Annotated in this window: 22 protein-coding genes; 8 read left to right on the forward strand and 14 right to left on the reverse strand. The window is 72.3% G+C overall.

Annotated elements, in window-relative coordinates; genetic code table 11:
• Positions 1–155: 155 nt before the first annotated feature.
• Both ABT147_RS13205 and ABT147_RS13210 read right to left on the reverse strand, forming a co-directional pair.
• Positions 156–1,886 carry a SpoIIE family protein phosphatase gene (locus ABT147_RS13205; protein WP_351405108.1) on the reverse strand — a complete coding sequence of 577 codons (1,731 nt, stop codon included), beginning with the start codon at positions 1,884–1,886 and terminating at the stop codon, positions 156–158.
• A 218-nt stretch (positions 1,887–2,104) separates the two neighbouring features.
• Complete coding sequence (locus tag ABT147_RS13210; RefSeq protein ID WP_351405110.1) at positions 2,105–3,193, reverse strand: glutamate--cysteine ligase 2; 1,089 nt, start codon at positions 3,191–3,193, stop codon at positions 2,105–2,107.
• A 345-nt stretch (positions 3,194–3,538) separates the two neighbouring features.
• On the opposite strand from ABT147_RS13210, the gene rox reads away from it, so the two are divergent.
• On the forward strand, positions 3,539–4,969 hold the full coding sequence (rox, locus tag ABT147_RS13215) for a rifampin monooxygenase (RefSeq protein WP_351405112.1): 1,431 nt from the start codon (positions 3,539–3,541) through the stop codon (positions 4,967–4,969).
• A 190-nt stretch (positions 4,970–5,159) separates the two neighbouring features.
• Positions 5,160–5,783 carry a GNAT family N-acetyltransferase gene (locus ABT147_RS13220; protein WP_351405114.1) on the forward strand — a complete coding sequence of 208 codons (624 nt, stop codon included), beginning with the start codon at positions 5,160–5,162 and terminating at the stop codon, positions 5,781–5,783.
• A 125-nt stretch (positions 5,784–5,908) separates the two neighbouring features.
• Here the strand turns inward: ABT147_RS13220 and ABT147_RS13225 are convergent, their stop codons facing one another.
• The 10 genes from ABT147_RS13225 to ABT147_RS13270 all read right to left on the reverse strand — a co-directional run bounded on the left by ABT147_RS13225 (position 5,909) and on the right by ABT147_RS13270 (position 15,865).
• On the reverse strand, positions 5,909–6,181 hold the full coding sequence (locus ABT147_RS13225) for a hypothetical protein (protein ID WP_351405116.1): 273 nt from the start codon (positions 6,179–6,181) through the stop codon (positions 5,909–5,911).
• Between the two features lie 42 nt (positions 6,182–6,223).
• On the reverse strand, positions 6,224–6,979 hold the full coding sequence (locus ABT147_RS13230; RefSeq protein WP_351405118.1) for a class I SAM-dependent methyltransferase: 756 nt from the start codon (positions 6,977–6,979) through the stop codon (positions 6,224–6,226).
• A 45-nt stretch (positions 6,980–7,024) separates the two neighbouring features.
• Positions 7,025–8,242, reverse strand: a complete 1,218-nt coding sequence (locus tag ABT147_RS13235; protein WP_351405207.1) for an aminotransferase class V-fold PLP-dependent enzyme — start codon at positions 8,240–8,242, stop codon at positions 7,025–7,027.
• 1 nt (position 8,243) lies between these two features.
• Complete coding sequence (locus ABT147_RS13240; protein WP_351405121.1) at positions 8,244–9,563, reverse strand: pyridoxal-phosphate dependent enzyme; 1,320 nt, start codon at positions 9,561–9,563, stop codon at positions 8,244–8,246.
• Entirely contained in the window at positions 9,560–11,026 is a 1,467-nt protein-coding gene (locus ABT147_RS13245; protein ID WP_351405123.1) for a type III PLP-dependent enzyme domain-containing protein, read from the reverse strand. Before ABT147_RS13245 ends, ABT147_RS13240 begins: the two co-directional genes overlap by 4 nt.
• Before the next feature lie 256 nt (positions 11,027–11,282).
• Positions 11,283–11,843, reverse strand: a complete 561-nt coding sequence (locus tag ABT147_RS13250) for a GNAT family N-acetyltransferase (protein ID WP_351405124.1) — start codon at positions 11,841–11,843, stop codon at positions 11,283–11,285.
• 55 nt (positions 11,844–11,898) lie between these two features.
• Positions 11,899–12,567 carry a response regulator gene (locus ABT147_RS13255; RefSeq protein WP_351405126.1) on the reverse strand — a complete coding sequence of 223 codons (669 nt, stop codon included), beginning with the start codon at positions 12,565–12,567 and terminating at the stop codon, positions 11,899–11,901.
• Complete coding sequence (locus ABT147_RS13260) at positions 12,564–13,937, reverse strand: sensor histidine kinase (RefSeq protein WP_351405128.1); 1,374 nt, start codon at positions 13,935–13,937, stop codon at positions 12,564–12,566. Before ABT147_RS13260 ends, ABT147_RS13255 begins: the two co-directional genes overlap by 4 nt.
• Before the next feature lie 168 nt (positions 13,938–14,105).
• Complete coding sequence (locus ABT147_RS13265; RefSeq protein ID WP_351405131.1) at positions 14,106–14,936, reverse strand: ABC-2 transporter permease family protein; 831 nt, start codon at positions 14,934–14,936, stop codon at positions 14,106–14,108.
• Positions 14,936–15,865: an ABC transporter ATP-binding protein gene (locus ABT147_RS13270; protein ID WP_351405133.1), complete on the reverse strand. Its 930-nt coding sequence runs from the start codon at positions 15,863–15,865 to the stop codon at positions 14,936–14,938. Before ABT147_RS13270 ends, ABT147_RS13265 begins: the two co-directional genes overlap by 1 nt.
• A 240-nt stretch (positions 15,866–16,105) precedes the next feature.
• Here ABT147_RS13270 and ABT147_RS13275 point away from each other — a divergent pair, with 240 nt between their 5' ends.
• Genes ABT147_RS13275 through ABT147_RS13290 form a run of 4 tightly spaced genes read left to right on the forward strand, consistent with a single transcriptional unit; the run spans position 16,106 to position 19,284 of the window.
• A complete protein-coding gene (locus tag ABT147_RS13275; RefSeq protein WP_351405135.1) occupies positions 16,106–17,077 on the forward strand; it encodes a fumarylacetoacetate hydrolase family protein in 972 nt (323 codons plus the stop codon).
• Positions 17,074–17,826 carry an SDR family NAD(P)-dependent oxidoreductase gene (locus tag ABT147_RS13280; RefSeq protein WP_351405138.1) on the forward strand — a complete coding sequence of 251 codons (753 nt, stop codon included), beginning with the start codon at positions 17,074–17,076 and terminating at the stop codon, positions 17,824–17,826. Before ABT147_RS13275 ends, ABT147_RS13280 begins: the two co-directional genes overlap by 4 nt.
• A gap of 25 nt (positions 17,827–17,851) precedes the next feature.
• Positions 17,852–18,634: a CoA transferase subunit A gene (locus ABT147_RS13285; RefSeq protein ID WP_351405140.1), complete on the forward strand. Its 783-nt coding sequence runs from the start codon at positions 17,852–17,854 to the stop codon at positions 18,632–18,634.
• Positions 18,634–19,284, forward strand: coding sequence for a 3-oxoacid CoA-transferase subunit B (locus ABT147_RS13290; RefSeq protein WP_351405143.1), 651 nt, complete (start codon positions 18,634–18,636; stop codon positions 19,282–19,284). The genes ABT147_RS13285 and ABT147_RS13290 overlap by 1 nt, the downstream gene beginning before the upstream one ends.
• Here the strand turns inward: ABT147_RS13290 and ABT147_RS13295 are convergent.
• Entirely contained in the window at positions 19,281–20,198 is a 918-nt protein-coding gene (locus ABT147_RS13295; protein ID WP_351405145.1) for a squalene/phytoene synthase family protein, read from the reverse strand. The genes ABT147_RS13290 and ABT147_RS13295 overlap by 4 nt on opposite strands.
• A gap of 133 nt (positions 20,199–20,331) precedes the next feature.
• On the opposite strand from ABT147_RS13295, the gene ABT147_RS13300 reads away from it, so the two are divergent.
• Positions 20,332–20,787: an SRPBCC domain-containing protein gene (locus ABT147_RS13300; protein WP_351405146.1), complete on the forward strand. Its 456-nt coding sequence runs from the start codon at positions 20,332–20,334 to the stop codon at positions 20,785–20,787.
• Positions 20,788–20,882: 95 nt separating this feature from the next.
• Here ABT147_RS13300 and ABT147_RS13305 read toward each other — a convergent pair whose 3' ends face one another.
• Positions 20,883–22,244 carry a hypothetical protein gene (locus ABT147_RS13305; RefSeq protein WP_351405147.1) on the reverse strand — a complete coding sequence of 454 codons (1,362 nt, stop codon included), beginning with the start codon at positions 22,242–22,244 and terminating at the stop codon, positions 20,883–20,885.
• A 164-nt stretch (positions 22,245–22,408) separates the two neighbouring features.
• On the opposite strand from ABT147_RS13305, the gene ABT147_RS13310 reads away from it, so the two are divergent.
• Positions 22,409–23,452, forward strand: coding sequence for a 2-oxoglutarate and iron-dependent oxygenase domain-containing protein (locus ABT147_RS13310; protein ID WP_351405148.1), 1,044 nt, complete (start codon positions 22,409–22,411; stop codon positions 23,450–23,452).
• Positions 23,453–23,512: the final 60 nt, after the last annotated feature.

A 23,512-nucleotide genomic window follows, 5' to 3' on the forward strand; every position in this document is an offset into this window, starting at 1 on the left:
CCCGGCTCGGCTGCTTGAGGCGGACGCGGTGCCGCGTTCTCCTCCGACGCTCGTGTTTCCCGTGCGGAGAGTGGCTACGCGTGCGAAAGCGTGGGGAAGTGTGGGGCCTTGGAGAAGAGAGTGTTCCTCCGGGGCCCCCGCCCGGCGCCGGCGCTCTACCAGGCATCCTCCTCACCGCCCTCGGCCGGGGTCCGGAAGACCAGCAGGGCGACGTCGTCGTCGTTGTCGACGGGACGGGCGCGCTCCAGGAGCAAATCGCAGAACACGTGCAGCGGCCGGTGCACGAGCGCCGCCGCGTGCTGGCGCAGCCGGGCCAGACCCCGGTCGAGGATGTGCCCCGGCGACTCGACCAGACCGTCCGTGTACAGCACGAGCGTGGACCGCGGCGGGAGCGGGGTGAGCGTGTCGGTGCGCGCCCGTATCAGGCCCGTGCCCAGCAGATGGTCGTGCTCCTCGTCCAGGAACCGGGACCGGCCGTCATGGGTGATCAGCAGCGGCGGCGGATGCCCGGCGTTGGTCCACCGCAGCGCCCACCCGTCGTCGTTCCGCTCGACCCGGCCGAAGATCAGGGTCGCCATGGACGCCTCGGCCACGTTCACCACGGCCTGGTCCAGCCGCTCCACGATCGCGCTCGGCGGCTCCTCCAACGCCCAGGCGTAGGCCCGGAGCATGTTGCGGACCTGCGCCATCCCCGCCGCCGCGTCGATGTTGTGCCCGACGACGTCCCCGATGGCCACCGCCGTGGACCCGTCGGCCAGCGAGAACACGTCGTACCAGTCGCCGCCGACCTGCGAGGACTCCGACGCCGACTCGTAGCGCGCCGCCATCCGCAGCCCCGGCACCTCCGGCATCTGCGGCAGCAGATGGCGCTGCATGGTCTCCGCGATGTGCCGCTGACGCTGGTACAGACGCGCGTTCTCCAGCGCCAGTCCGGCCCGGCGGGCGATGTCCTCCAGCAGCGACAGCTCGGCGTCGGCGAAGGCCCCCGGCCGGTCGCTGAGGCCCAGCGTGAGGGCGCCGAGCACCGCGCGCGGCCCCCGGATGGGAGCGATCGCCGCCGAACGCAGACCCGTCTCCCGGAACAGCTTCTGCTGCGCGACCGCGATCCCCGAATCGGGCGGCCCCTGGTAGGTCTCGGGCCCGGCCAGGGTCGACGCCGCCCCGCGCAGCGCCCGGGACAGCGGCATGAACGACTCCTCGTGCACCGGCGGCAGCGGCCCCTCCAGCTCCTCGCGCCGCACCACGACACCGTCGCGGTGGGTCGCCACCGTGGTCCGCCAGACGTCGTCGCTCTCGGTGATCAGGTCCACGACCGCCCAGTCCGCCAGCCGCGGCACCACCAGCCGCACCAGGCGCGCGACCGCCTCGTCGGCGTCCAGCGTGGACGTCAGCCGGGTCGTCGTCTCGGCGAGCAGCGCCAGCCGGTCCAGCTGCGACAGTGTCGTCGGCGCGGCGGCCGGGGCCTCGTCCTTCTCCGGTTCGCACTCGTAGAAGAGGACGGCGGCGCCGGTCGCGCCGTCGTCGAGCCGGCACGGTGTGACCAGCCAGGTCACCGGCAGCAGCGTGGTGTCGCCGCGCCGGAACCACGCGCGGTCCCCGCCGCCCGTACGGCCGCTGAGAAACGCGCGCATCATCGAGCACGACGCCCGGGGCACCGTCTGCCCGAGGCGGTCGCGGTGCAGCAGGTCGTGGCCGTCGTGCCCGACGAGTTCGCCGGCCGTGCGGCCGAGCAGGGCCTCCGCCCGGGCGTTCACCGCGACGATGGCGCCGTTGTCGTCCACCACGTACATACCGGCGTGCAGGAGGTCGGGCAGTCCGTCCGGGGACCGCACAGCCGCGCCGGGCGGCGGCTGCCGTCCGATGTGATCCGGACTCCACGCGCTCATGGTTCGGGCTCCTCGGCTCCGGTCGCTGACGGGACTGTGGCGGGCCGGCGGACGGGTCCGCCGTACGTGCTGCACGCATTACCCCGTCCCGGACGACCTACGCGCGGGAAGCGCTCCACCGCAGGTGGGAGCCTGTTCCCAGGGGCGGTGATCTGCCGGGGGCCGGGCACGCACAGCGACGCCCCGGGCACCGTTCGCGCCGGGGCGTGCTGCCGGAGTCAGGCCTGGGTGTGCCCCACGCACGCGGCGACCACCTCGCGCAGGCTCCCGGTGCGCTCCATCACCTCGCGCTGCACCCGGGCCCCGTTGCCGCGCCCCGTCAGCGCGGCGATGGCGTCCCGGACGCGGCCGGTGTCACCGTGGTCGTCGAGGGCCTCCCCGACATGGTCGAGCAGCGAGCGGATCACCTCGGCGGCGGGCCGGGGCCGCATCGTCGTGGGGTCCAGGAGGTTCTCCGACATACCGGAACGGGCGGCCCGCCAGGTGGCCAGCCGCAGCAGTCCCGCACTGTGCCCGAGCGGCTCGACACCGGCCCGCCACTCACGCGCGGCGGTCTCCACGAGCCCCCGGGTGAGGGCCGCGATGAGGACGGCGGTGTCGGGGTGCAGACAGACGTCCGCGACCCGGACCTCCACGGTCGGATACCGCTGGGACAGCCGCGCGTCGAAGTAGATCATGCCCTCGTCGCGGACGACGCCCGTGGCGATCAGGTCCGCGACGTTGGCGTGGTACCGCTCCGCCGACCCGAAGACATCCGTGGGCCCGGCCATCGGCCACATGTCCCACACCTGGCTGCGATAGCTGGCGTACTTGCTGTCATGGCCCTGCCAGAAGGGGGAGTTCGCGCTCAGGGCCCGCAGCACGGACAGCCACGGCCGCATCCGGTCCAGGACGGCGACACCCTCCTCGTCGGACTCGACGGACACATGCACATGGCAGCCGCAGACCAGCTGCACCTGCGTGGACAGACCGAACTCCCGCGCCATCCACAGATACCTGCTGTTCACGGTGATCGTCGGGCTCACCGGCAACGGCGACGTGGCCAGCGCCACGACCGCGCTGCCGAGCCCCTCCGCGTGGCGCGCCGCGTCCTTGCGGCAGCGGATGATCTCGGCCCCCAGGTCGGCCATGTCCGACTGCGGATGCGTGGCGAACTCCACCTGCTCGTCGTGGAGCTCCTTCTCGAACACATCCTGCCCCGTCCCCTCCTTGGCGGCCCGCGCGAGCACCGCCGCGGCCCGCGCCTGCGGCTCGCCGGACTCGGGATCGACCAGCAGAAGTTCCTCTTCCACTCCGACGGTACGCACGTCATCCGCCCTTCTGAGCGCTCGATGGTGACAGCCGTGTGCCCTCGGACGACGCCGGGACACCTCACCGGACGGCGCGTGGTTCGGGTTCGGGTTCGGGACGACGTCGGGCACTCGCTCCCGCCACAGCGTCATTGTGGGCACGGCCGAGGGCGTCGTGCGAACCGGCCGGGGAGGCGGCACCCGGACACCGGACACGACAAAGGCAAGGAGGTCGACCGCTCCTTGCCACTCTCAACGTATAGCGCACCGGGGGGCTTGCGGCAAGACCCCGCCCGTGCCGCAGAATCGCCGACCGAAGCGCGCATCCGCGCACACGGGGGTCGAGATGTTCTGGGGGTTGAGATGATCGACGTGATCGTCGTCGGCGGCGGGCCGACCGGACTGATGCTGGCGAGCGAGCTGCGGCTGGCCGGGGTGGAGACGGTCGTCCTGGAGAGGCTGACCGAGCCGACGGGGGAGTCCCGGGGGCAGGGCCTGCACGCACGCAGTGTCGAGGTGATGGACCAGCGCGGTCTGCTGGACCGGTTCCTCGCGGTCAGCGAGAAGTTCCAGGTCGGCGGGCTCTTCGGCGGCATCGTGAAGGCGTGGCCCGACAGCCTGGACACCGCTCACGCGTACGGCGTGGCCACCCCGCAGCCGGTCACCGAGCGCCTGCTCCACGAGCGCGCCGTCGAGCTGGGCGCCGACATCCGGCGCGGCGGCGAACTGGTCGGACTGAGCCAGAGCGACGAGGAGGGTGTGAGCGCCGACCTGGCGGACGGTACGCGGCTGCGCGCCCGCTACCTCGTCGGCTGCGACGGCGGCCGCAGTACGGTGCGCAAGCTGCTCGGCGTGGGCTTCCCCGGCGAGCCCGCCACGGTCGAGACACTGCTCGGCGACATGGGGGCGACCGAGGACCCGGCGACGATCGCCGCCGTCGTCGAGGAGGTCCGCAAGACGCAGCTGCGGTTCGGCCTCGCCCCTCTCGGGGACGGGAACTACCGCGTCGTCGTCCCCGCCGAGGGCGTCTCCGAGGACCGTACGACCCCTCCGACCCTCGACGAGTTCAAGCAGCGGCTGCGGGCCTTCGCCGGCACCGACTTCGGGGTGCACTCACCGCGTTGGCTGTCCCGGTTCGGCGACGCGACGCGGCAGGCCGAGCGCTACCGGGTCGGCCGGGTGCTGCTGGCCGGCGACGCGGCCCACATCCACCCGCCGACCGGCGGGCAGGGCCTCAACCTCGGCGTGCAGGACGCGTTCAACCTCGGCTGGAAACTGGCCGCCGAGGTCAACGGCTGGGCACCCGAGGGGCTGCTCGACAGCTACCACACCGAGCGGCACCCGGTGGGCGCCCGCGTGCTGGACAACACCCGGGCGCAGATCACGCTGCTGGGGGCCGACCCGGGCGCCACCGCGCTGCGGGAGCTGTTCTCGAAGCTGATGGACTTCGAGGACGTGAACCGGTACGTGACCGGGATGATCACCGCGGTCGACGTCCGCTACGACCTCGGCGAGGGCCACGACCTGCTCGGCCGGCGCATGCGGGACGTACGGCTGAAGCGGGGGCGCCTCTACGAGCTGACCCACGGAGGCCGAGGCCTGCTGCTCGACCAGACCGGCCGGCTCTCGGTGACGGGCTGGCACGACCGCGTCGACCACGTCATCGACACCGCCGAGGACCTGGCCGCCCCCGCGGTACTGCTGCGCCCCGACGGCCATGTCGCATGGGCCGGCGAGGACCAGGGGGAACTGCTCGAACAACTCCCGCGGTGGTTCGGCGCGGCCACGGGCTGAGCGCGGTCGTACGGGCGGGTCTGGTCGTACGGGGCGGGTGTGGTCGTACCGGGGAGTGGCGGCCCGCGTCGGGGAGGTGCGGGGGCGCGACGTCTTGGGGAGGTGCGGGTCGGAGGGGTGCGGGTCGTCTCGGGAGGCGTGGTCGCCCGGATGGTTGTGGGGCCGACCCCGCCCCGCGCAGGATGCTGCGATGACCTCGCCTCCCGCAGTACGCCCGTACCGTCCCGAGGACCACGACGCCCTGCACGAGATCTGCGTCCGCACCGCCCACAACGGCGGCGACAGCCGGCCCGTCTACACGGACCCCGACGTCTTCCCGGCGACCTTCGCCACCCCGTACGCCCACCTGGAACCGGAGCTGACCTTCGTCCTGGACGACGGTCACGGACGAGCGGTCGGCTACATCCTAGGCACCGCGAACACCCCCGCCTTCGTGAAGGACTTCCGCGAGAAGTGGCTCCCCCTGGTCGAAGGCCGTTTCCCGGCGCCCGTCGGCCCACCGGCCACCCCCGACGAGGCGATCGTCCAGCTCCTGCACGACCCCGAACGCATGATCCTCCCCGAACTCGCCCCGTATCCGGCCCACTTGCACATCGACCTCCTCCCCGCCTGGCAGGGCCGGGGCCACGGCCGAGCCCTGATGCACACCTTCCTCCAGACCCTGCACACCGGAGGGATCCCGGCCGTCCACCTCTCCATGCTCACCACCAACACACCGGCCCGTGCCTTCTACGACCGGCTGGGCTTCCACGAGATAGCCGTCCAGGATCCCGGGCCGGTGACCTACCTGGGGCGCACGACGAAGGAGAAGTGACTCGCCGCGCATCAGAGGCGGTGACGACCGGAACCCGCTGTCCTCGGCCCCGCACGAGGGCGACCGACCCGGCGGATCAGGGACGCGAAGTCACCGCCGACCGCTCTCTGCCGGGCCACAGATCGTCATGGGCGGCGTCCATGAACTCGACCTTGCGCCCGGTGCAGGACGGCCGCGTCGGCGCCGCCTCCTCGTGCCGCCTCGGTCAGTCGGGCCGCGAAGCGGTAGGCGGGGATCACACCCTTCAGCTCGGCCCGATGCGCGGCCGCCTCCTGCGCCTCCGACTGCCGTGCGCTCACGCGCGACACCAGGTACTGCCCGAAGAGCGAGCCGACGGCTCCCGGCGCCACACCCACCAGGGACAGCACCGCCGGCCCCGATACGCCCCAAGATCCCATCCCGGGAGTCTCCCAGCCTCCCCGGCCGACCCTGACAGGAGTTCACCGCACGGCGGCCAGGACATGGCTGGGTCCCACCTGCCAGACCGCCCCGACATGTTCGAAGCCCGCGTCGCGCAGCAGGGTCACATGGCCGGACAGGGTCAGGTCGTTGCCCTCGCAGTGGGGGCGGCCGGCGTCGTCGCCCCGGGAGAGGAGAGGGGCCAGCTCCGGGTCGGTGGCCGCGCTCGACCACCAGGAGTCCCAGTCCTCGGTGAGGGACGCGGCGCTCCGGGCGGCCCGGCGGCGGCCGATGTCGATCGCTAGTTCGGACACCTTCGTCGAGTCCGGGCTGATGTGGTCGCCGTTGATGAGGATGCCGCCGGGGCGCAGCAGCCCGGCGAGCTCCCGGTAGACGCGCCGCAGGGTTTCCACGCCCAGGTAGTGCAGGGCCGTGGTCGACACCACCGCGTCCACGGGGCGGGCCAGGGCGAGCGTGTCGAGCCAGCCGGGCTCGCCGATCAGGGTCCTGACGTACCGCAGGGCGCTGCCGTAGTGCGCGCTGCCGAGTTCCAGGAGGAGCGGGTCCGCGTCCACGGCGATCACCTCGGCCGTCGGCAGCCGGCCGGCGAGCCGCGCCGCCAGACAGCCGGGGCCGCTGCCCAGGTCGAGGACGAGCGGCGCGGGGCAGTCGCGCGTCACATGCTCGACCAGGTCCGCGATGACCTCGAACCGCTCCTCGCGGTCGACCGCGTACCGCTGCTGCTGACGTTCCCAGCGCTCCACCCATCGCGCCGCCGTCGCCGTACTCAGATCCATGCCGGTCGCACTGCCTCCGTCTCGTCTCGCCACTGCTAATGGAAATCATTGCAGAGTGGCGAGAACGGAGAGCAACTCCTCGATCTCCCGGGGGGTGTTGTGCACGTGCAGACTGACCCGCACCGAACCGTCCTCCGCCTCGCGCCCCGCCTGGCAGTGGCCGTCCGTCCGCACCATGAACCCATGGCTGAAGAGGATGAACCCGAGGTCCCGTGAACCGATCTCACGGTGCCGGAAGGTGACGAGGCTCCGCCGCCGCTGCACCTCGCTGTCGGCCGTCAGGCTCGACCGGCAGCCGAGCACCTCGTAGGCGTCCATCCGGGCCAGCCCGTCCGTGAGCAGGGAGGTCAGCGCCACCGTCCAGCGCTCGATCCGGTCGGTTCCGGCGGCGTCCAGCCAGTCGAGCGCCGCCGTCAGCGAGACGATGCCGACCGTGTTGGGGGTGCCGCTCCAGCCGCCGGGCCGGAACGCCGGCCCCCGCAGGTTCCTGGACCAGACCGCGCCGGTACCGGGCAGCGCCATCGCCTTGTGCCCGGAGAACACCACGAAGTCGACGTCGAGCGCGGCCGTCGACAGCGGCAGATGGCCCACGCTCTGCGCGGCGTCCAGACAGATCGGCACCTCCGGCCCGACCACCCGCCGGATCCGGCGCACGTTCATGTCGACGCCGTAGACGTGGTGGACATGGGTGGCGGCCACGCAGCGGGTGCGGGGGCCGACGGCCTCGGCGAGCGCCGCCGGATCGTAGTCGCCCGAACTCTCCTGGTACGGCAGGCGCCGGACGCGGACACGCACCCCCCGGCGGGCGAGCAGCTCCTCCGCCTCCAGCCACGGCGACAGGTTCGCCTGATGGTCGGCGAACGGGACCACGATCTCGTCCCCGTCGGCGAGGACGCCGGGCAGCCAGTCCCGGGCGATGCTCCGCAGCCCCTCGGTGGTCCCGCTGGTGAAGTGGACCGACGACCGCTCCGGGTCCGGGTCGTCCAGGAACGCCCTGATCCGGTCCCGGGCGCCGTCCACCAGCGCCGTCGTGGTGTTGGCCCAGGGATACGAGCCGCGCCCGGCGTTGGCGTTCGAGGTGGTCAGATACCTCTGCACGGCGTCCAGGACGGGCTGCGGCTTCTGGCTGGTGGCCGCGCTGTCGAGGTAGGCCAGCTCCGGGTGCGCGACGACGATCGGGAACTGGGCGCGCAACGCCCGCTGCCATCCGGCCGACTCCTCCGCTTCCACCGGCCTCTCCGACCGCGTACGGGGCTCGGCCATGTCAGTCACGCACCAACGGCGCACCGGCGTCCCGCCAGGCGATGATGCCCCCGGCCAGGCTGCGCACATCGGGATGACCCATACGGGTGAGCAGGGCCGCGTACCGGGCCGACTTCTCGCCGACCGGGCACGCGAGCAGCACGGGCTGCCGTTTGCCGAAGGGCAGCCCGCCCCGCAGGAGTTCGTCGAAGAGCTCGTCGACGATGTTCACCGAACCGTCGATGTGGAGTGCCGCGTAGGCGAAGGGGCCGCGCAGGTCGACCACGAGGGGGCGCTGGGCGGCGATCCACTTCTGGGCGTCCTCGACGTCGATGACCGTCGCCGTGCGGATCTCGGTGTCGGTGAGGGTGGTGACAGAGTTCTTCGCGGGAGGCCTGCCCAGCAGCTCCGGGCGGCGCCGGCGGACGTAGTCGAGATAGCTCTCCACCCGGTCGCAGACGATGAAGACCGCCGTCTTCCGCTCCGTCAACTCGGCGTCCAGTGAACGGAGATGACGGACTCCGCCGTAGTAGGCCGCCCCACCGGTGGGTCCGGCGAGCAGACCGCAGCGGCGCAGCAGGGTGACCATCCCGTCGATGGCCTCGTCGGCGCTCACCGCCTCCAGCGTGTCGTAGGTGGCCGGGTCGAAGATGCCGACCTCCTGCACCTCGTCGACGGTACGGATGCCGGGGATGAAGTCCGCCTTCCGGCCGACCAGTCCGATGACGCGCACCGCCGGGTCGTGCGCGCGCAGGGCGCGGGCCACGCCGGTGGAGGACCCGGCGGTGCCCACGCAGGCGATGAACCAGTCGGGGGCCCGGCCGTCCAGGTCGGCGATGATCTCCGGGCCCGTCCCGATGGCGTGGGCCTCGGTGTTGAGGGCGTTGAAGTACTGGTCCGTGTGGAGGTGGGCCCCGCCGGGGCGGTTCAGCCGCTGGTGGAAGAGGGTCAGCGGGTCGTCGGTGTCGGTCGGGTCGAGGCACTCGGTCTGGCCGGGCAGTTCCTCGATCTCGGCGCCGAGCAGCAGGAGCAGATCCTTGATCTCGGGTATGCGCATCCGGTTGGTGACACTCTTGAACGGCAGTCCGTGCAGGCCGGCGATGAGGGCCAGGGCCTTGGCGGTGTTCCCGCTGGACAGCTCCACGATCGTCTCGCCGCGCTCCTTGGCGCCGGCGATGTCCTGCCGGGTCATGCTCCACGCGGCCCGGTCCTTCAGCGAGCCGAAGGGGTTCAGCATCTCCAGCTTGGCGTAGAGGTCGATGTTGCGCAGCCCGTGCACGGCCGGGTCGATCCGGACCAGTGGTGTGTCGCCGATGGCGTCGGTGATGTTGTCGTACCTCATCCCTGCGGTTCCCCCGTACGGTCGAACGGCCAGTACTCCTCGTCCAGACACCACCGCCACTGTCCCGCCTCCTCGTGGACGGCCACCTTCCGTGCCATGGACTGCTGTTGGGCGTGGGTGGCGCCGAAGTCCATGCAGTAGCCGGCCGTGTTGGCGAAGGCGAGGAGATCGCCGGAGCGCGGCAGCCGGGGCAGGAACACGGTGCGGCGGGTGATGAGATCGGCCTCCAGACAGAGGTTGCCCATGAGATGGACCGCCACCGGGCCCGCCGGGTCGGGTGGGCCCGGGTCGCGGGGTACGACCACGGGGTCCATCAGCACCCCGTGGTCCTCCAGGCCGACGTCACCCGCGTTCATCGCCAGGCGCACCATGGGCTCTCCCGTGTCCGTGGGCCGCACCTCCAGGACCCGGCCGAGGGTGAGCCCGCAACTGTCGGCCAGGGCCCGGCCGGGCTCGACGTAGAGGTCGTAGAGGCTCTCCAGCAGCAGGGTGCCCAGGGGGCGGCCCAGGCTCGGGGCCGGGCGGGAGAGCAGGTCGTCGAGGTAGGCGGCGCCTGCCGTGTGCCGATGGGCCGGGTAGAGGCTCAGGGCGCCCTTCAGTGTGCCGTTCTCGGTGCGGAGGCCGTAGCCGTGGCCGCCCCAGGTCATGGGTGGGCGGCTGCCCATGACGGCTCCGGTGAGTTCGGTGGTGTAACGCTCCCACTGGGCCGCGTGCGCCAGGTAGTTGACGCCGAAGCCGCCGCCGACGTCGATGGCGCGCGGCTGGAACCCACGGATCCGTAACTCCTCCATGGCCTGGAGGCAGCCTTCGAGCGCCGCCGCCTTCTCGTCGAGGCTCGTGGTGTCGAGGTGGTAGCCGACACCGATCGGCTCCAGTTCCTCCCGGTGCCGTTCCAGGACGTCGAGAAGGTGGTGCAGGGACTTCACCGGCGTACCGAAGCGGCTCCTGCGCGAGAGCCTTCTGGCCCCGGACGTCTCGAAGCCGGACAGCCGCAACAGGACACGGACGCGCGGGAGTCCATGGGCGCGGACGAGGCGCGCCGCATCCTCCAGCTCGGCCGGACCGTCGGCGTTGAGACACGCTCCGCTGCGCGCGGCGAGCCAGAGGAACTCCGGGTCCTTGGGGCCGGTGGCCATGATCCGGGATCCCGTGAACCCGGACCCGAGAGCGTGCCGCAGTTCGCCGAGCGACGCGGCGTCGAGGGCCGCGTCCGTCGTGGTCAGCCGGCGGACGAGCGAGCTGGAGCGGTTCGCCTTGTGGGCGAAGAAGATCCGCCCGGCCAGTCGGTGGCGGTCGAGGACCGAACGGAAGCGCCGTACGTTGTCGGCGATCTGCTCCGGCAGCAGGACGTTCAACGGGGAGCCGAGGGCGTCCACGAGGGTGTGCAGGAGCGGTGCCGAGTCCAGGAGGGCCGCTGTGCGCGGTTCCAGCCGTGGTGCCAGGTACAACGGGTCGTCGCTCATCCCAGATGTTCCTCCCCACCGAGGAAGACGTTCCGGTGTCGGCAAACGGTCATAACGACCGTAACCCTCCCCCCACCGGGCCTTCCGAATCGGGCCAGGTGAGGGAGGGGCCGTTTCCCGACGTCCGACGGCTGGAACAGGACGGTCGCCGGGGCGTACGGGGCGAGGAACCGGGCGGGGTTCGGTGGGTCAACCGGTTCACTGGGTCAGCCGGTTCGCAGGGCCGAGCGGTTCGGTGGGGCAGCGGTTCGGCGGGTCAGGCGGCGCGCAGGGCGAGGCTCATCAGGATCGCGTCCCGGTCGTCGCCGGGGGCGATCCGCAACGCGCCGGGCCAGCGGCCGACTTCGACCCAGCCCACCTTGCGGTAGAAATCCTCCAGGCCCACACCGCCCCGGGTGGAGAGCATGAGCCGCTCCAGGCCAATCTCGTCCCGGGCCACCGCGTGGACGCGGTGCATCAGCGCGGCGCCGATCCCCCGGCCGCGAAAGCGTGGATGCGTCTGGACGTGGTTGACCGTGCCGCAGTGCGCGCCCAGCCGATGCGGCTCCCGGCGGACGATCAGCCAGCCGGCGAGCGCGCCGCCGACGGTGGCGACGAGCAGTCTGCCGCGCCCCGGATGCAGGCTCTCGACGAGCCCGTCCACCACGGGAGCGACATCGTGCGCGCCCACCGGCAGGGGAGGGAACTCGGTGGCCAGGACCGCGCCCCCGGCGTTCGCCACGACCTCCCAGCAGCCGGCGATCTCCTGTCTGAGCCCCGGGGTGACCTCCTCGGGGCTGGTCAACTGCAGCAACTCCGGGACTTGATGATCGGTCATGGCCGTCAGCCTCGCACAGCCGCCGCCGAGGACACGCGGGCAAGGCGTGCCACCGCTACGGCTTCGCCCTGACCAGCCCGGCGTCGTACGCCATGATCACGGCCTGGATGCGGTCGCGGGCGCCGATCTTGGCGAGGACACGGCCGACGTGCTTCTTCACGGTGGACTCGGTGAGGACGAGCCGTTCGGCGATCTCCGCGTTGGTCCAGCCGTGGCCGATGGCGACCAGCACCTCGTGCTCGCGGTCGCTGAGGGTTCCCAGCCGGGGGTCGGCCGGCGGCGGGGTGCCGGTCGGGGCGAGTACCTGGTGGGCGTAGGCGTCGAGGAGCCGCCGGGTGAGGCTGGGGGCCACGACGGCGTCGCCGGTGGCGACCGCGTGGATACCGGCGACGAGTTCCTCGGGGCGCGCGTCCTTGAGGAGGAAGCCGCTGGCGCCCGCCCGCAGCCCTTCGTACGCGTACTCGTCGAGGTCGAAGGTGGTCACGATGAGGACGCGGGTCCGGCCGCCGGCGGCGACGATCCGGCGGGTCGCCTCCAGACCGTCCATACCGGGCATACGGATGTCCATGAGGACGACGTCGGGGCGCAGTTGCGCGGCCAGCCGGACGGCCTCGGCGCCGTGCTCGGCCTCTCCCACCGGGGTGAGGCCGGGGGTGCCCTGGAGGAGCATGCGGAAGCCGAGGCGTTGCAGGGGCTGGTCGTCGGCGATCAGCACGGTGGTCATGGCAGATGATCTCCTGATGCCGGCAGGGCGGGCGGCGCGGGGGGTGCGTCCAGCACGACGTCCACGATCCAGCCGTGTCCGGTGTCGCGGGGGCCGATGGTGACGGTGCCGCCGTACATGGCGGCCCGCTGCCGGATGCCCACCAGACCGTGCCCCGGGTCGTCGGCCCCGGGCCCGGATCCCGGCTCCGCGCGGCCGGGTGTCCCCGCCGGTACGCCGGTGTCGGCGACCCGGACGCGTACGGTTCCGGCCTCGGCGGTCACCCCGACCTCGGCGGCGGAGCCCGAACCGGCGTGTTTGAGGGTGTTGGTCAGGGCCTCCTGGACGATGCGGTACACGGTGAGCTGGACACCGCTGCCCAGCGTGTCGAGATCGCCCACGGTCCGGTAGGTCACGGGCAGACCGGCCGCGCGGACCCGCGCCAGCAGCGGGTCGAGGTCGCGGATGCCCGGCTGCGGGCCGAGGAGCCGTTCGTCGTCCTGGTCCTCGCGCAGGACGCCCAGGACGCGGCGGAGTTCGCCCATGGCCTGCCGGCCGGTGTCGCCGAGGAGGCGCAGGGCCTCGGCGGACCTCTCGTTGTTGTGGGCGGCCAGGGTGGCGGCGCCGTCGGCGAGGCCGACCATGACGGAGAGGTTGTGGCCGAGGATGTCGTGCATCTCGCGGGCCACCCGGGAGCGTTCGGCGGCGGCGGTCAGCCGGACGCGCTGGTCGCGTTCGACCTCCAGGCGGGTGGCGCGGTCCTCCAGGGTCGCCAGATACATCCGGCGGATACGGAGGGTGAGGCCGAGGGTGACGGACGCCGTGGCCGTGCCCAGCAGGAAGAACAGACCGAGCAGCGGATGCTCGACCTGCCCCAGGAGCCAGACCGCGAGGGCCAGTTCGCAGACGGTCACCGCGACGGCCCAGCCCAGCACCCGCAGGGAGCCGTGCAGGGCCAGGCTGTACAGGGCGACGAGCATGCTGATCCCGGCCTGCTGCCACACGTCCATCGACCACTGGACGAGGGAGACCGCCGCGATCACGAAGTAGGTGACGGCCGGGGCCCGGCGCCGCCACCACAGCGGGATGATCAGCGCGGCCGCGAACAGGAACGGGACGGCGGCGGGCAGGTCGGTGCGGTACTCCGTCTCCCCGAAGGGGCCGCCGTCACCGCCGTGGGTGAGGAGGTCGGGCAGGCTCACCAGGGCCACGACCAGCACCACCGCGGTGTCGAGCAGCCAGGGGTGCCGCCGGTCCAGCAGCTGGCGCCGGTGCTGCCCGTGCAGCATCCGGCCCAGGACCGGGTGCCAGGCGGCGTCGAACCCCGGGGACGGCGGAAGTGCCGTCCCCGGGGCGGTCTCCGCGGCGGGTGTCGCGCGGTGCGGACTCATGGTCCTCATTGTCCTCGGTGTGTCGGAGGCCGGGCGGCCGACGCCTCGCGGGTCGGACGTCTGCGATCCGGGAGGTACGGGGTCCGTTGCCCGGCGGGTCGGGTGTCCGTGTTTCAGCAGGTCGGGTGTCCGTGGCCCGGAGATTCGGGGCGTCCGTGGTGCGGCGGGTCAGGCGTCCGTGCGGCGCAGGCGGTACGCCGCTCCCGCGAGGGCCAGGGCGACCCAGCCGGCGAAGACCGCGAGTCCCTGTCCGGGGGAGAGGGAGTCCGCGGACTCGGTGAGGGCGTAGATCGCCGACCCCGCGTTGCTGGGGAAGTAGGGGGTGATCGTGTCGTACCAGGAGTCCGGCAGCAGCGTGGCGAGCCCGGGGAGGATGAGCAGGATGCCGACCAGCGCGGCGATGGCTCCGGCGGAGGAGCGCAGCAGTACGCCGAGGGCCACTCCGAACACGGCGACCAGACCGAGGTAGACCCCGGCGCCGGCCAGACCGCGCAGCACCCCGTCGTCGCCCAGCGACAGCGAGATCTTCTCCCCGTCCAGACCGGGCACGCCCAGCTGGAACGCGGCCAGCGCGCCGACCGTGGTGAGGACCAGCGCGATCACCCCGATCACGGCGCTCTTGGACCACAGCACCGGCAGCCGTCGCGGCACCGCCGCCAGCGTGGACCGGATCATGCCGGTGCTGTACTCGCCCGCCGACAGCAGCACCCCGAGGACGCCGACCGCCAGGGACGCGAAGGTCACGCCGGTCAGTGCCAGGCTGACCGCGTCGCTGCTGCCGGACCCCTGTCCGGGCGGCCCGTCGGCGACGACATCGGGGCTGTAGGTGTAGCTGGCGATGGCCCCGAAGAGGACCAGCAGCACCAGGGCCACCCCGAGGGTGATCCAACTGGAGCGCAGCGACCAGAACTTGGCCCACTCCGAGCGCAGCACCCGGCGGCCGGTCACCTTGTGCACTGTGGTGCGGGCGGGGACCACGGAGAGATCGGTGGCGGTCATCAGGCGGCCTTTCGCGCGGGCTCGGCGGGAGCGCTCTGGTATTCGACGGCGTCCTGGGTGAGTTGCATGAAGGCCTCCTCCAGGGAGACGGCCTGCGGGGTGAGTTCGTACAGCGGCACCCCGTGCTCGGCGGCGATGGCCCCGATCTCCCGGGCGTCACGGCCGGCGACGATCAGTTCCTCGGTGGCGGAGGAGCTGATCGAGACGTCCGGACCGGCAAGCAGCGAGCGCAGCTTCAACGGCTCGGTGGTGGCCACCTTCACGCCACCGCCGCCCGCGTCCCGGACGAAGTCGTCGACGGTGGTGTCCGCGAGCAGCCGCCCCCGCCCGATGATCACCAGATGGTCGGCGATCAGCGCGGTCTCGCTCATCAGGTGCGAGGAGAGCATCACGGCCCGGCCCTCGTCGGCCAGCCGGCGCAGGAGGTTGCGCACCCAGAGCACACCCTCCGGGTCGAGGCCGTTGACAGGTTCGTCGAGCATCACGACCGCCGGGTCGCCGAGCAGGGCGGCGGCGATCCCGAGCCGCTGTCCCATACCGAGCGAGAAGGCGCCCACCCGCTTGCCGGCCACACTGGTCAGTCCGGCCAGTTCGATCACCTCGTCCACCCGGCCGCGCGCGATGCCGTGGGTGTGCGCGAGCGCCATCAGATGGTTGAACGCGGTCCGCCCGGGGTGGACCGACTTGGCCTCCAGCAGCGAGCCGATCTCGTGCAGCGGCGCCGCGTGCCGGGCGTAGTTCCGCCCGTTGACGGTGACCGAGCCCCCGGTGGGGGAGTCCAGCCCGATGATCATGCGCATGGTCGTGGACTTGCCCGCGCCGTTGGGTCCCAGGAAGCCGGTCACCTCACCGGCCTTGACGGTGAAACTCAGGTGGTCGACGACCGTCTTGTCCCCGTACCGCTTCGTCAGCTCACGCGCTTCGATCATGGCAGTGGGCCTTTCCTCGCCTCGGACCGGGCCGCGATTCCCCCGCGACCTCCGCCTTCGAAACTACGAGCCGGGCCACCCGCCGCCCTGGGACCCCGGGGGACTCTTCGGCGCCCCGCTGGTACCTCGGTACCAGCGGGGCGTCATACTTCTGTCGCACCCTCGGTATTCGCTGGACGAATGATCGTCATCCAGAGGATCGATTTCCCAGATTACGGGGTGGGGCGCCACATTGGGTCCATGCGTTTCGCCTCCTACGAACACCGGCACCGACGCCGGGTCGCGGTCCTCGCACCGGACGGCACCCTCTTCCCGGTGTCCGGAACGGACTCGCTGACCGAGCTGATCCGCCGTCACGCGGGCCTCGACGCCCTCCTCGCGGCCGGAGCCGCCGCCCTCGACGGACCCGCCGGCCCCCAGCTGTCCGACGTACGGCTGCTGGCACCGCTGGAGCCGCCCACCCTCCGGGACTTCGTCACCTTCGAGGAACACGTCGAAGGCGTACGGCGGTCCGTGGACGGGGTGGGCGGGGTGCCGGACGCCTGGTACGACGCGCCGACCTTCTACTTCACCAACCCGTACGCCGTCATCGGCCCCCACGACGACGTCCCCGTGCCCCCGGGCTCGCGGGTCCTCGACTTCGAACTGGAGGTCGCCGCCGTCATCGGACGCGAGGGCCGCGACCTCACCCCCGAGCGGGCCCGCGACCACATCGTCGGCTACACCATCCTCAACGACTGGTCGGCCCGCGACCTCCAGGGCCGCGAGATGCAGGTCAACCTGGGCCCCTGCAAGGGCAAGGACACCGCCGCCACGCTGGGGCCGTACCTGGTCACCGCCGACGAACTGGAGCCCTACCGGGACGCGGACGGCTTCCTCCGGCTGGCGCTGACCGCCGCCGTGAACGGCGAGGTCGTCGGCGAGGACCTGCTGTCCCACATGAGCTGGACCTTCGAGGAGATGGCCGCCTACGCCTCCCGCGGCACCCGGGTGCGCCCCGGCGACGTCCTCGGGTCGGGCACCTGCGGCAACGGCGGCTGTCTTGCCGAGCTGTGGGGTGTACGGGGCGAGCGCACCCCGCCGCCGCTGGGGCCCGGCGACACCGTCACCCTCACCGTCGAGGGCATCGGCAGCCTCTCCAACACCGTGGTCGCGGGCGCCGATCCGGTGCCGCTGCCCACCGCACGCCGCCGCACCCGGGAACGGCCGTGACCGGCCCGTACCCCCGGCGGCTGCACGGCAGGGTCGTGGTCGTCACCGGCGCAGCTCGCGGCCAGGGTGCCGCCGAGGTCGAAGCGCTCACCCGGGAGGGCGCCCGCGTCATCGCCACCGATGTGAAGCCGGAGGGCGACTGCCGCCGCCTCGACGTGACGAGCGACGCGGAGTGGGCCGAACTCGCCGCCGAACTGCGGGAGTCGTACGGGCACGTGCACGGCCTGGTCAACAATGCCGGCATCACCTGGCGGGCCCGCCTCGGCGAAGTGGACCCCGAGGACTTCGCCCGTGTCCACGCTGTCAACGTCACCGGCGCGCTCCTCGGCATCCAGCACCTGGCGCCGCTGATGCCATCCGGCTCGTCCATCGTCAACGTCGGCTCGCCCGCAGCCCTCACCGGCCACTATCCGGTCGCGTACACGGCCAGCAAATGGGCGCTGCGCGGCCTGACGAAGACGGCCGCGACGGAACTCGGGCCGCGCGGCATCCGTGTCAACATCATCCATCCGGGCTTCATCGAGACGGAGATGACCACCTCGGCGCCCCCGGCATTCCGTGAGGCGACCGTGCGCGAGACCCCGCTCGGCCGGACGGCCGGCGTCGAGGAGGTCGCCCCGGTCGTGGTCTTCCTCCTCTCCGGCGACGCCTCCTTCGTCACCGGCGCCGAGATCCCGGTCGACGGCGGTCTGACCGCCCACGGCGGCACCAAGTCCATCTCGGACACGCTGCGCACACAGGCGCCATGAAGGGCGCCGGGAAAGGATCCCGCACGTGAACAAGGTCAGCGCGAGCGCCGTCGAGGCGGTCGCGGACATCTCCGACGGCGCGTCGCTGGCGGTCGGCGGCTTCGGTCTCAGCGGCGTACCGGAGATCCTGATCCGGGCCCTGTACGAGCAGGGCGCCACGGGCCTGTCCGTCGTGTCGAACAACTGCGGTGTCGACGGCCGTGGTCTGGGCGTGCTGCTGGCGGCGGGCCGGATCGCCCGGGTGACCGGCTCGTACGTCGGGGAGAACAAGGAGTTCGCCCGCCAGTACCTCTCGGGTGAGCTGGAGGTCGAACTCGTCCCGCAGGGCACGCTCGCCGAGCGGCTGCGCGCGGGCGGCGCGGGCATCCCCGCCTTCTACACCCCGGCCGGTGTCGGCACCCAGGTCGCCCGAGGGGGCCTGCCCTGGCGGTACGCGCCGGACGGCTCGGTCGCCCTCGCCTCCCCGCCCAAGGAGACCCGCGACTTCCACGGCCGCCCGCACCTCCTGGAGCACGGCATCACCACCGACTTCGCCCTCGTACGGGCCTGGCGCGGCGACCGGCACGGCAACCTCGTCTTCCGCCGGGCCGCCGCCAACTTCAACCCCCTCGCCGCCATGGCCGGCCGTGTCACGGTCGCCGAGGTCGAAGAGCTGGTGGAACCGGGCGAGTTGGCGCCGGACCAGGTGCATCTGCCGGGTGTCTTCGTCCAGCGGGTGGTGGAGCTGACGCCCGCCCAGGCCGCCGACAAGCGGATCGAACGCCTTGTGACTGCCGCGTCTCCGACACGAGGGACGGTGCGTTCCTGATGCCCTGGACCCGCGACCGGATGGCCGCCCGCGCCGCCGCCGAACTCACCGACGGCTCCTACGTCAACCTCGGCATCGGCCTGCCCACGCTCATCCCCGGCCACCTCCCGCCCGGCGTGCACGTCGTCCTGCACTCGGAGAACGGCATCCTCGGCACAGGGCCCTACCCGACCGCCGACGAGGTCGACCCCGACCTGATCAACGCGGGCAAGGAGACCGTCACCGTCCTGCCCGGCGCCTCCTTCTTCGACTCCGCGCTCTCCTTCGGCATGATCCGCGGCGGCCACATCGACACCGCCGTCCTCGGCGCCATGCAGGTGTCGGAGAGGGGCGACCTGGCCAACTGGATGATCCCCGGCAAGATGGTCAAGGGCATGGGCGGCGCCATGGACCTCGTCCACGGCGCCCGCCGCGTCATCGTCCTCATGGACCACACCGCCAAGGACGGCACCCCGAAGATCGTGCGCGAGTGCACCCTGCCCCTCACCGGCGAGGCCTGCGTCCACCGGATCATCACCGACCTCGGCGTCCTCGACATCACCCCCGAGGGCCTCACCCTCGTCGAGACCGCCCCCGGCGTCACCGCCGAGGACGTCCGCATGCGCACGGCCGCGCCCGTACGGACCGACGCCCTCGACGCCGTCCGCTAGGCTCCGCGCTGTTCTCCGCGAGCCCTGCGCCGGGCGCCCAGCAGTACCCGCAGGGTGCCCGGCAGCGGCGGGGACGCGGAGCCGCGCAGCAGCCGGGCGCCGCGTGTGAACGCCGCGTCCGCCGTCAGCAGTTCGATCCTGATGACGGAGTCCACCAGCACCCCGCCGGGGCCCTCCGTGAGGGCGGGGAGCCCGCGCGCCGCGCGCAGGGAGACGCGGGCCGCCTCGACCTGCTCCTCCACCAACTCCCGTACGCCCGCTGTCTCCCGGCCCTCGGCGAGGTCCTCCGCCGTGACCGAGAAGCGTTCCAGTGTCTCCGTCGGGATGCCCAGGCGTCCTTCCGGCAGGTCCTCCGCCAGGTCGTTGACGAAGTCCAGGCGCTGGCTGCCGTCGATGAGTGTCCGGCAGGCGGCACGGAACCGCGTGTCGTCGCCCTCCGGGCCCAGCAGCGAGGCGACCAGCATGAACGCGGGCAGCGAATAGGCGTCCACGTAGGCCTGGTAGTCGGCCTCGGTGGCGAAACCGGTGAACTCCAACTCGGCGGTCGCGGTGGACAGATACTCCTCCACCGCCACCCGCAGCCGCGGATACGCCCCCATGGTGCGCAGCAGCGCGCGGATCAGCGGATCGTCGCTCACCCCCGTGTCCAGCGCCTTGCGCACCGACTGTTCCCACGCCGCCCACGCCGCGACCCGTTGCGGCTTGGGGCCGGTGTCCAGGAGGTCGTCCCCGTGGTGCATCACCGCCGTCGCCGCCACCACGTGGGGCAACATCGGTCGCGGCAACAGCAGTCGGGCCGCGAGGTACGAGGTGCGCCGGGCGCCCGCCACCAGGTGCCGCTGCCGGTCGTAGTCCCTCCGCGACTCCGGGTCCCGCACACCCGCGGCGTCCAGGCTCTGCTTCCACGCGCTCATGCGCCGATCGTAGAGGGCACGCCGAGGCACGGGCCGCACGGGTCGATGCCCCCGGACCTGCCCCTTCGTCTCTTCCGGCGGTGGCTGCGGGCGCTGTCCGGACGGCGGCGGGTCCGGAGGCTAGGTTGGTTCCATGTACTCGACGCGGGTCTCCAGACATGTGAAGGCATCACGCGCGGACGTGTACCGGGCGCTCCTGGACGCGGACGCGATCGCGCGATGGCGGGTCCCGTCCGGGATGAGCAGCCAGGTGCACGAGTTCGACGCCCGTGAGGGAGGCAGGTTCCGCGTCTCGCTCACCTACGACGCGCCGACCGGCACCGGCAAGTCGGCGTCCCACACAGACACTTACCACGGCCACTTCGCGAAGCTCGTACCGGACGAAGTGGTGGTCGAGGTCCTGGAGTTCGAGACCGACGACCCCGCGCTGCGCGGCACGATGACGATGACCACCATCCTCACCGAGGCGGACGGCGGCACCGATGTCCTCGTCGTGCACGAAGGGATTCCCGACGCCGTGCCGGCCGCCGACAACGAGACGGGCACACGCATGGCACTGGAGAACCTGGCCCGGCTCGTCGAGCGGTGAAGGCCCGGGCCGCTGCCCGGCGGACACGCGCACGTCACCTCCGGCCCGGCGGACCGGATCACCCGCCTGCCCCTCACGGACCCTGACCCCGGGGATCACAGACCGGCGTCGGTGAGGACGCGGTGCATCCGGGTGGGGTGCAGGGCGGGGTTGGCGGCGGCCTCGTCGGTGACCTTGGGGTCGGGGTCCGCGAGGAGTCGTTCTAGCAGGGGTTCCGTGACGGCGGGGTGGCGGGCGGCGCCGCCGCGCAGAAAGGGCTCCGGGGCGGTGGCGAGCCGGTGGAGGGCCGACTCGGGCAGGCCGGGGTCCCGCAGGGCGACGTAGCGGATGTGCGGGTCCGGCTCGTCGATGAAGGTGCGCAGGGTGTGACGGGGGAAATTGGGGTGCTCGACGAGCGGCTGTCGGGTGTCGTCCGGGTCGCCGTGGGCGCGCACCAGCCGTTCGAGGACGTGCGGCGGTGTGTCCGGTCGGCGGGCGGCGGTGCGCCGGACCGCGGGATCCGGGTCGTCGTCCAGGCGGCGCCAGGCCTCCTCGGGCAGGTCGGGGCAGGAGGCCAGTACCCGGCGGAAGACCGTGTGCGGGCAGTCCAGGTAGGTCAGCCGTTCGTCGAGGGGCGCGTCGCGCAGCCAACCCGGTTCTGCGGAGCTCCAGTTCAGGGCCACCTCCGCCGCGATGCTCCCGGCGGCGCGGTCGGCCTCCACGAGCGCGTACAGGCGGTCGCGGGTCTCTCCGTCGACGTGGCGACTCCGCGCCACCGCGACCCGCACCGGCGGGTCGGCCACATCCAGGAGCCGGGCGACCATATCGGCGGTCAGGTGCGGGTTCGAGGCGACCGCGCTGCGGACATCCTCCTCCTCGGAGAGCATGAGCTGCGCGAACTGGTCCCAGGTGAGCGGGACACGGCCCGCCAAGTTGACGCGTGTGGCCGGGTCGGCGAGACAGCGGTCCCTCCATTCCGGCGGGACACCCGGTCGCCTGTGAAAGACGGCGGCCGCCCGGACCCCCGGGTCGGGGTCGGCGAGCAGCCGTAGCTGCGCCGCCACCGGGCGGTCCTGCCAGGCCTGCGCCACCACGGCGCGCAGTCTCGGGTCCCGGTCCTCGACAAGGGCCGTCCGGGGCCGGCCGTAGGCCTCCTCCAGACCGTCGATGCCGATCGACACCCCGACGTCCACCATGGCGCGAACGAAGTCCGCGTACGCCTCACGGACCGCCGGGTCAGGATGCCCGGCGACCCTGCGGCGCATCGCCGGGGAGAGCCGGTGCCCACGAAGCCACACCGTCGTGTCGTCGTCCGCGTGCGTCAGCAGGGCCTCGGCGACCGGGTCCGGCAGCCGCCCGCGACGCCTCGACATCCCATGCCTGCCGGCCCGGTGTGCGGCCAGGCGTACGAGGACGTCTTCGGACGCCGCCGGGTTCCGCCCCAGCCCGGACAGCTGTGGATGATCGAGGCTCGTCATGCGCCCAACGTAGTGGGCGCCCGGCCGGCCCGCGCACGGTCTCGCCCGCCACTTGTCGCGCGTCCCGAACTCCCCGCTCAGGCAGCCGATTCGGGAGATCGTGACCCGGCGTTCCCCTCAGACGGGGGTAGTGGATCGGGTACGTCCGGTTCAGGGTGAAGGGCATGACAGAACTGCAGACCTTCGTACTGCCCTCGACGGTTGACGGCAGTGACACGGACAAGGAACTCGGCCGGGCGCTCATCGCGGCCTGGCAGGCGGACGGCATCTTCCAGGTCCAGGCCACGCCGGAGCAGGAAGCCGTCACCGAGCGGGCCCTCGGCGCCTCACGGGGCTTCTTCGAGCGCCCGTTCAAGGAGAAGGCCGGGCGCGTGTCCGACCTCACCTACAGCGGGTACGTCGCGTCCGGTGAGGAGGAGACCGCCGGCGAGAAGGACGGCTCGGAGATCTTCACCGTCTGTCCCGACATCCCCGAGGACGACACCCGCGTCGTCGACAAGTGGCCCTGCCACGGTCCCGCGCCCTGGCCGTCCGAGCAGTACGCCGACGCCATGAAGGACTACATGGGCTCCGTCGGCGACATCGGCGAGCGACTGCTCCGGCTGGTCGCCCTGGGCCTCGGCCTGGACGACATGGACCACTTCACGAAGCTCACCGAGGACGGCTGGCACCATATGCGGGTGCTGCGCTTCCCCCGGGCGGACGCCACCTCCGAGCGGGGCATCGGCTCCCACACCGACTACGGTCTGCTGGTCATCGCGGTCCAGGACGATGTGGGCGGCCTCTACATCCGTCCCCCGGTGGAGGGCGAGACACGCGGCCGCAACTGGCTGCCGGGCGAGTCCATGGCCGGGCGGTACGAGAACGAGGAGCCCTGGACCTTCGTCACCCCGGTCCCCTCGGTGTTCACCGTCTTCCCCGGTGACATCATGCAGTTCATCACCGGCGGCACCCTCCTCTCGACCCCGCACAAGGTGCGCCTGGCCGACCGCGAGCGGTACACCATCGCGTACTTCCACGAGCCGTCCTTCCAGGCCGTCGCACGGCCTCTGGAAGGCGGCGGGCCGGACGAGTTCATCCACTACGGCACGCACTTCACCAACATGTTCATGCGGTGCTACCCCGACCGCACCGCCACCGCGCGCATAGAGAACGAGGACCGGCTCGCCGTCCTCGAACGGCTCCGCAAGGAAGCCCTCGCCTCCTGAACCCTGAACCGCTGTAACCCCTGAACCTCTGTAACCCCTGAACCCCTGAAGCGCGTTCGA

Origin of the sequence: Streptomyces sp. NPDC001868, from assembly GCF_040297125.1 — a bacterium.
In the GTDB taxonomy this organism is placed as follows: Bacteria; Actinomycetota; Actinomycetes; order Streptomycetales; family Streptomycetaceae; genus Streptomyces.

What these genes read in the sequence shown, in the direction of transcription:
- ABT147_RS13300 (WP_351405146.1), top strand. Translation starts at nt 20,332, where the DNA reads ATGTACTCGACGCGGGTCTCCAGACATGTGAAGGCATCACGCGCGGAC.
- ABT147_RS13260 (WP_351405128.1), bottom strand. Translation starts at nt 13,937, where the DNA reads ATGAGTCCGCACCGCGCGACACCCGCCGCGGAGACCGCCCCGGGGACG.
- ABT147_RS13240 (WP_351405121.1), bottom strand. Translation starts at nt 9,563, where the DNA reads ATGAGGTACGACAACATCACCGACGCCATCGGCGACACACCACTGGTC.
- ABT147_RS13230 (WP_351405118.1), bottom strand. Translation starts at nt 6,979, where the DNA reads ATGGATCTGAGTACGGCGACGGCGGCGCGATGGGTGGAGCGCTGGGAA.
- ABT147_RS13290 (WP_351405143.1), top strand. Translation starts at nt 18,634, where the DNA reads ATGCCCTGGACCCGCGACCGGATGGCCGCCCGCGCCGCCGCCGAACTC.
- ABT147_RS13245 (WP_351405123.1), bottom strand. Translation starts at nt 11,026, where the DNA reads ATGAGCGACGACCCGTTGTACCTGGCACCACGGCTGGAACCGCGCACA.
- ABT147_RS13305 (WP_351405147.1), bottom strand. Translation starts at nt 22,244, where the DNA reads ATGACGAGCCTCGATCATCCACAGCTGTCCGGGCTGGGGCGGAACCCG.
- ABT147_RS13250 (WP_351405124.1), bottom strand. Translation starts at nt 11,843, where the DNA reads ATGACCGATCATCAAGTCCCGGAGTTGCTGCAGTTGACCAGCCCCGAG.
- ABT147_RS13205 (WP_351405108.1), bottom strand. Translation starts at nt 1,886, where the DNA reads ATGAGCGCGTGGAGTCCGGATCACATCGGACGGCAGCCGCCGCCCGGC.
- ABT147_RS13225 (WP_351405116.1), bottom strand. Translation starts at nt 6,181, where the DNA reads ATGGGATCTTGGGGCGTATCGGGGCCGGCGGTGCTGTCCCTGGTGGGT.
- ABT147_RS13220 (WP_351405114.1), top strand. Translation starts at nt 5,160, where the DNA reads ATGACCTCGCCTCCCGCAGTACGCCCGTACCGTCCCGAGGACCACGAC.
- ABT147_RS13270 (WP_351405133.1), bottom strand. Translation starts at nt 15,865, where the DNA reads ATGATCGAAGCGCGTGAGCTGACGAAGCGGTACGGGGACAAGACGGTC.
- ABT147_RS13265 (WP_351405131.1), bottom strand. Translation starts at nt 14,936, where the DNA reads ATGACCGCCACCGATCTCTCCGTGGTCCCCGCCCGCACCACAGTGCAC.
- ABT147_RS13275 (WP_351405135.1), top strand. Translation starts at nt 16,106, where the DNA reads ATGCGTTTCGCCTCCTACGAACACCGGCACCGACGCCGGGTCGCGGTC.
- ABT147_RS13310 (WP_351405148.1), top strand. Translation starts at nt 22,409, where the DNA reads ATGACAGAACTGCAGACCTTCGTACTGCCCTCGACGGTTGACGGCAGT.
- ABT147_RS13295 (WP_351405145.1), bottom strand. Translation starts at nt 20,198, where the DNA reads ATGAGCGCGTGGAAGCAGAGCCTGGACGCCGCGGGTGTGCGGGACCCG.
- rox (WP_351405112.1), top strand. Translation starts at nt 3,539, where the DNA reads ATGATCGACGTGATCGTCGTCGGCGGCGGGCCGACCGGACTGATGCTG.
- ABT147_RS13255 (WP_351405126.1), bottom strand. Translation starts at nt 12,567, where the DNA reads ATGACCACCGTGCTGATCGCCGACGACCAGCCCCTGCAACGCCTCGGC.
- ABT147_RS13235 (WP_351405207.1), bottom strand. Translation starts at nt 8,242, where the DNA reads ATGGCCGAGCCCCGTACGCGGTCGGAGAGGCCGGTGGAAGCGGAGGAG.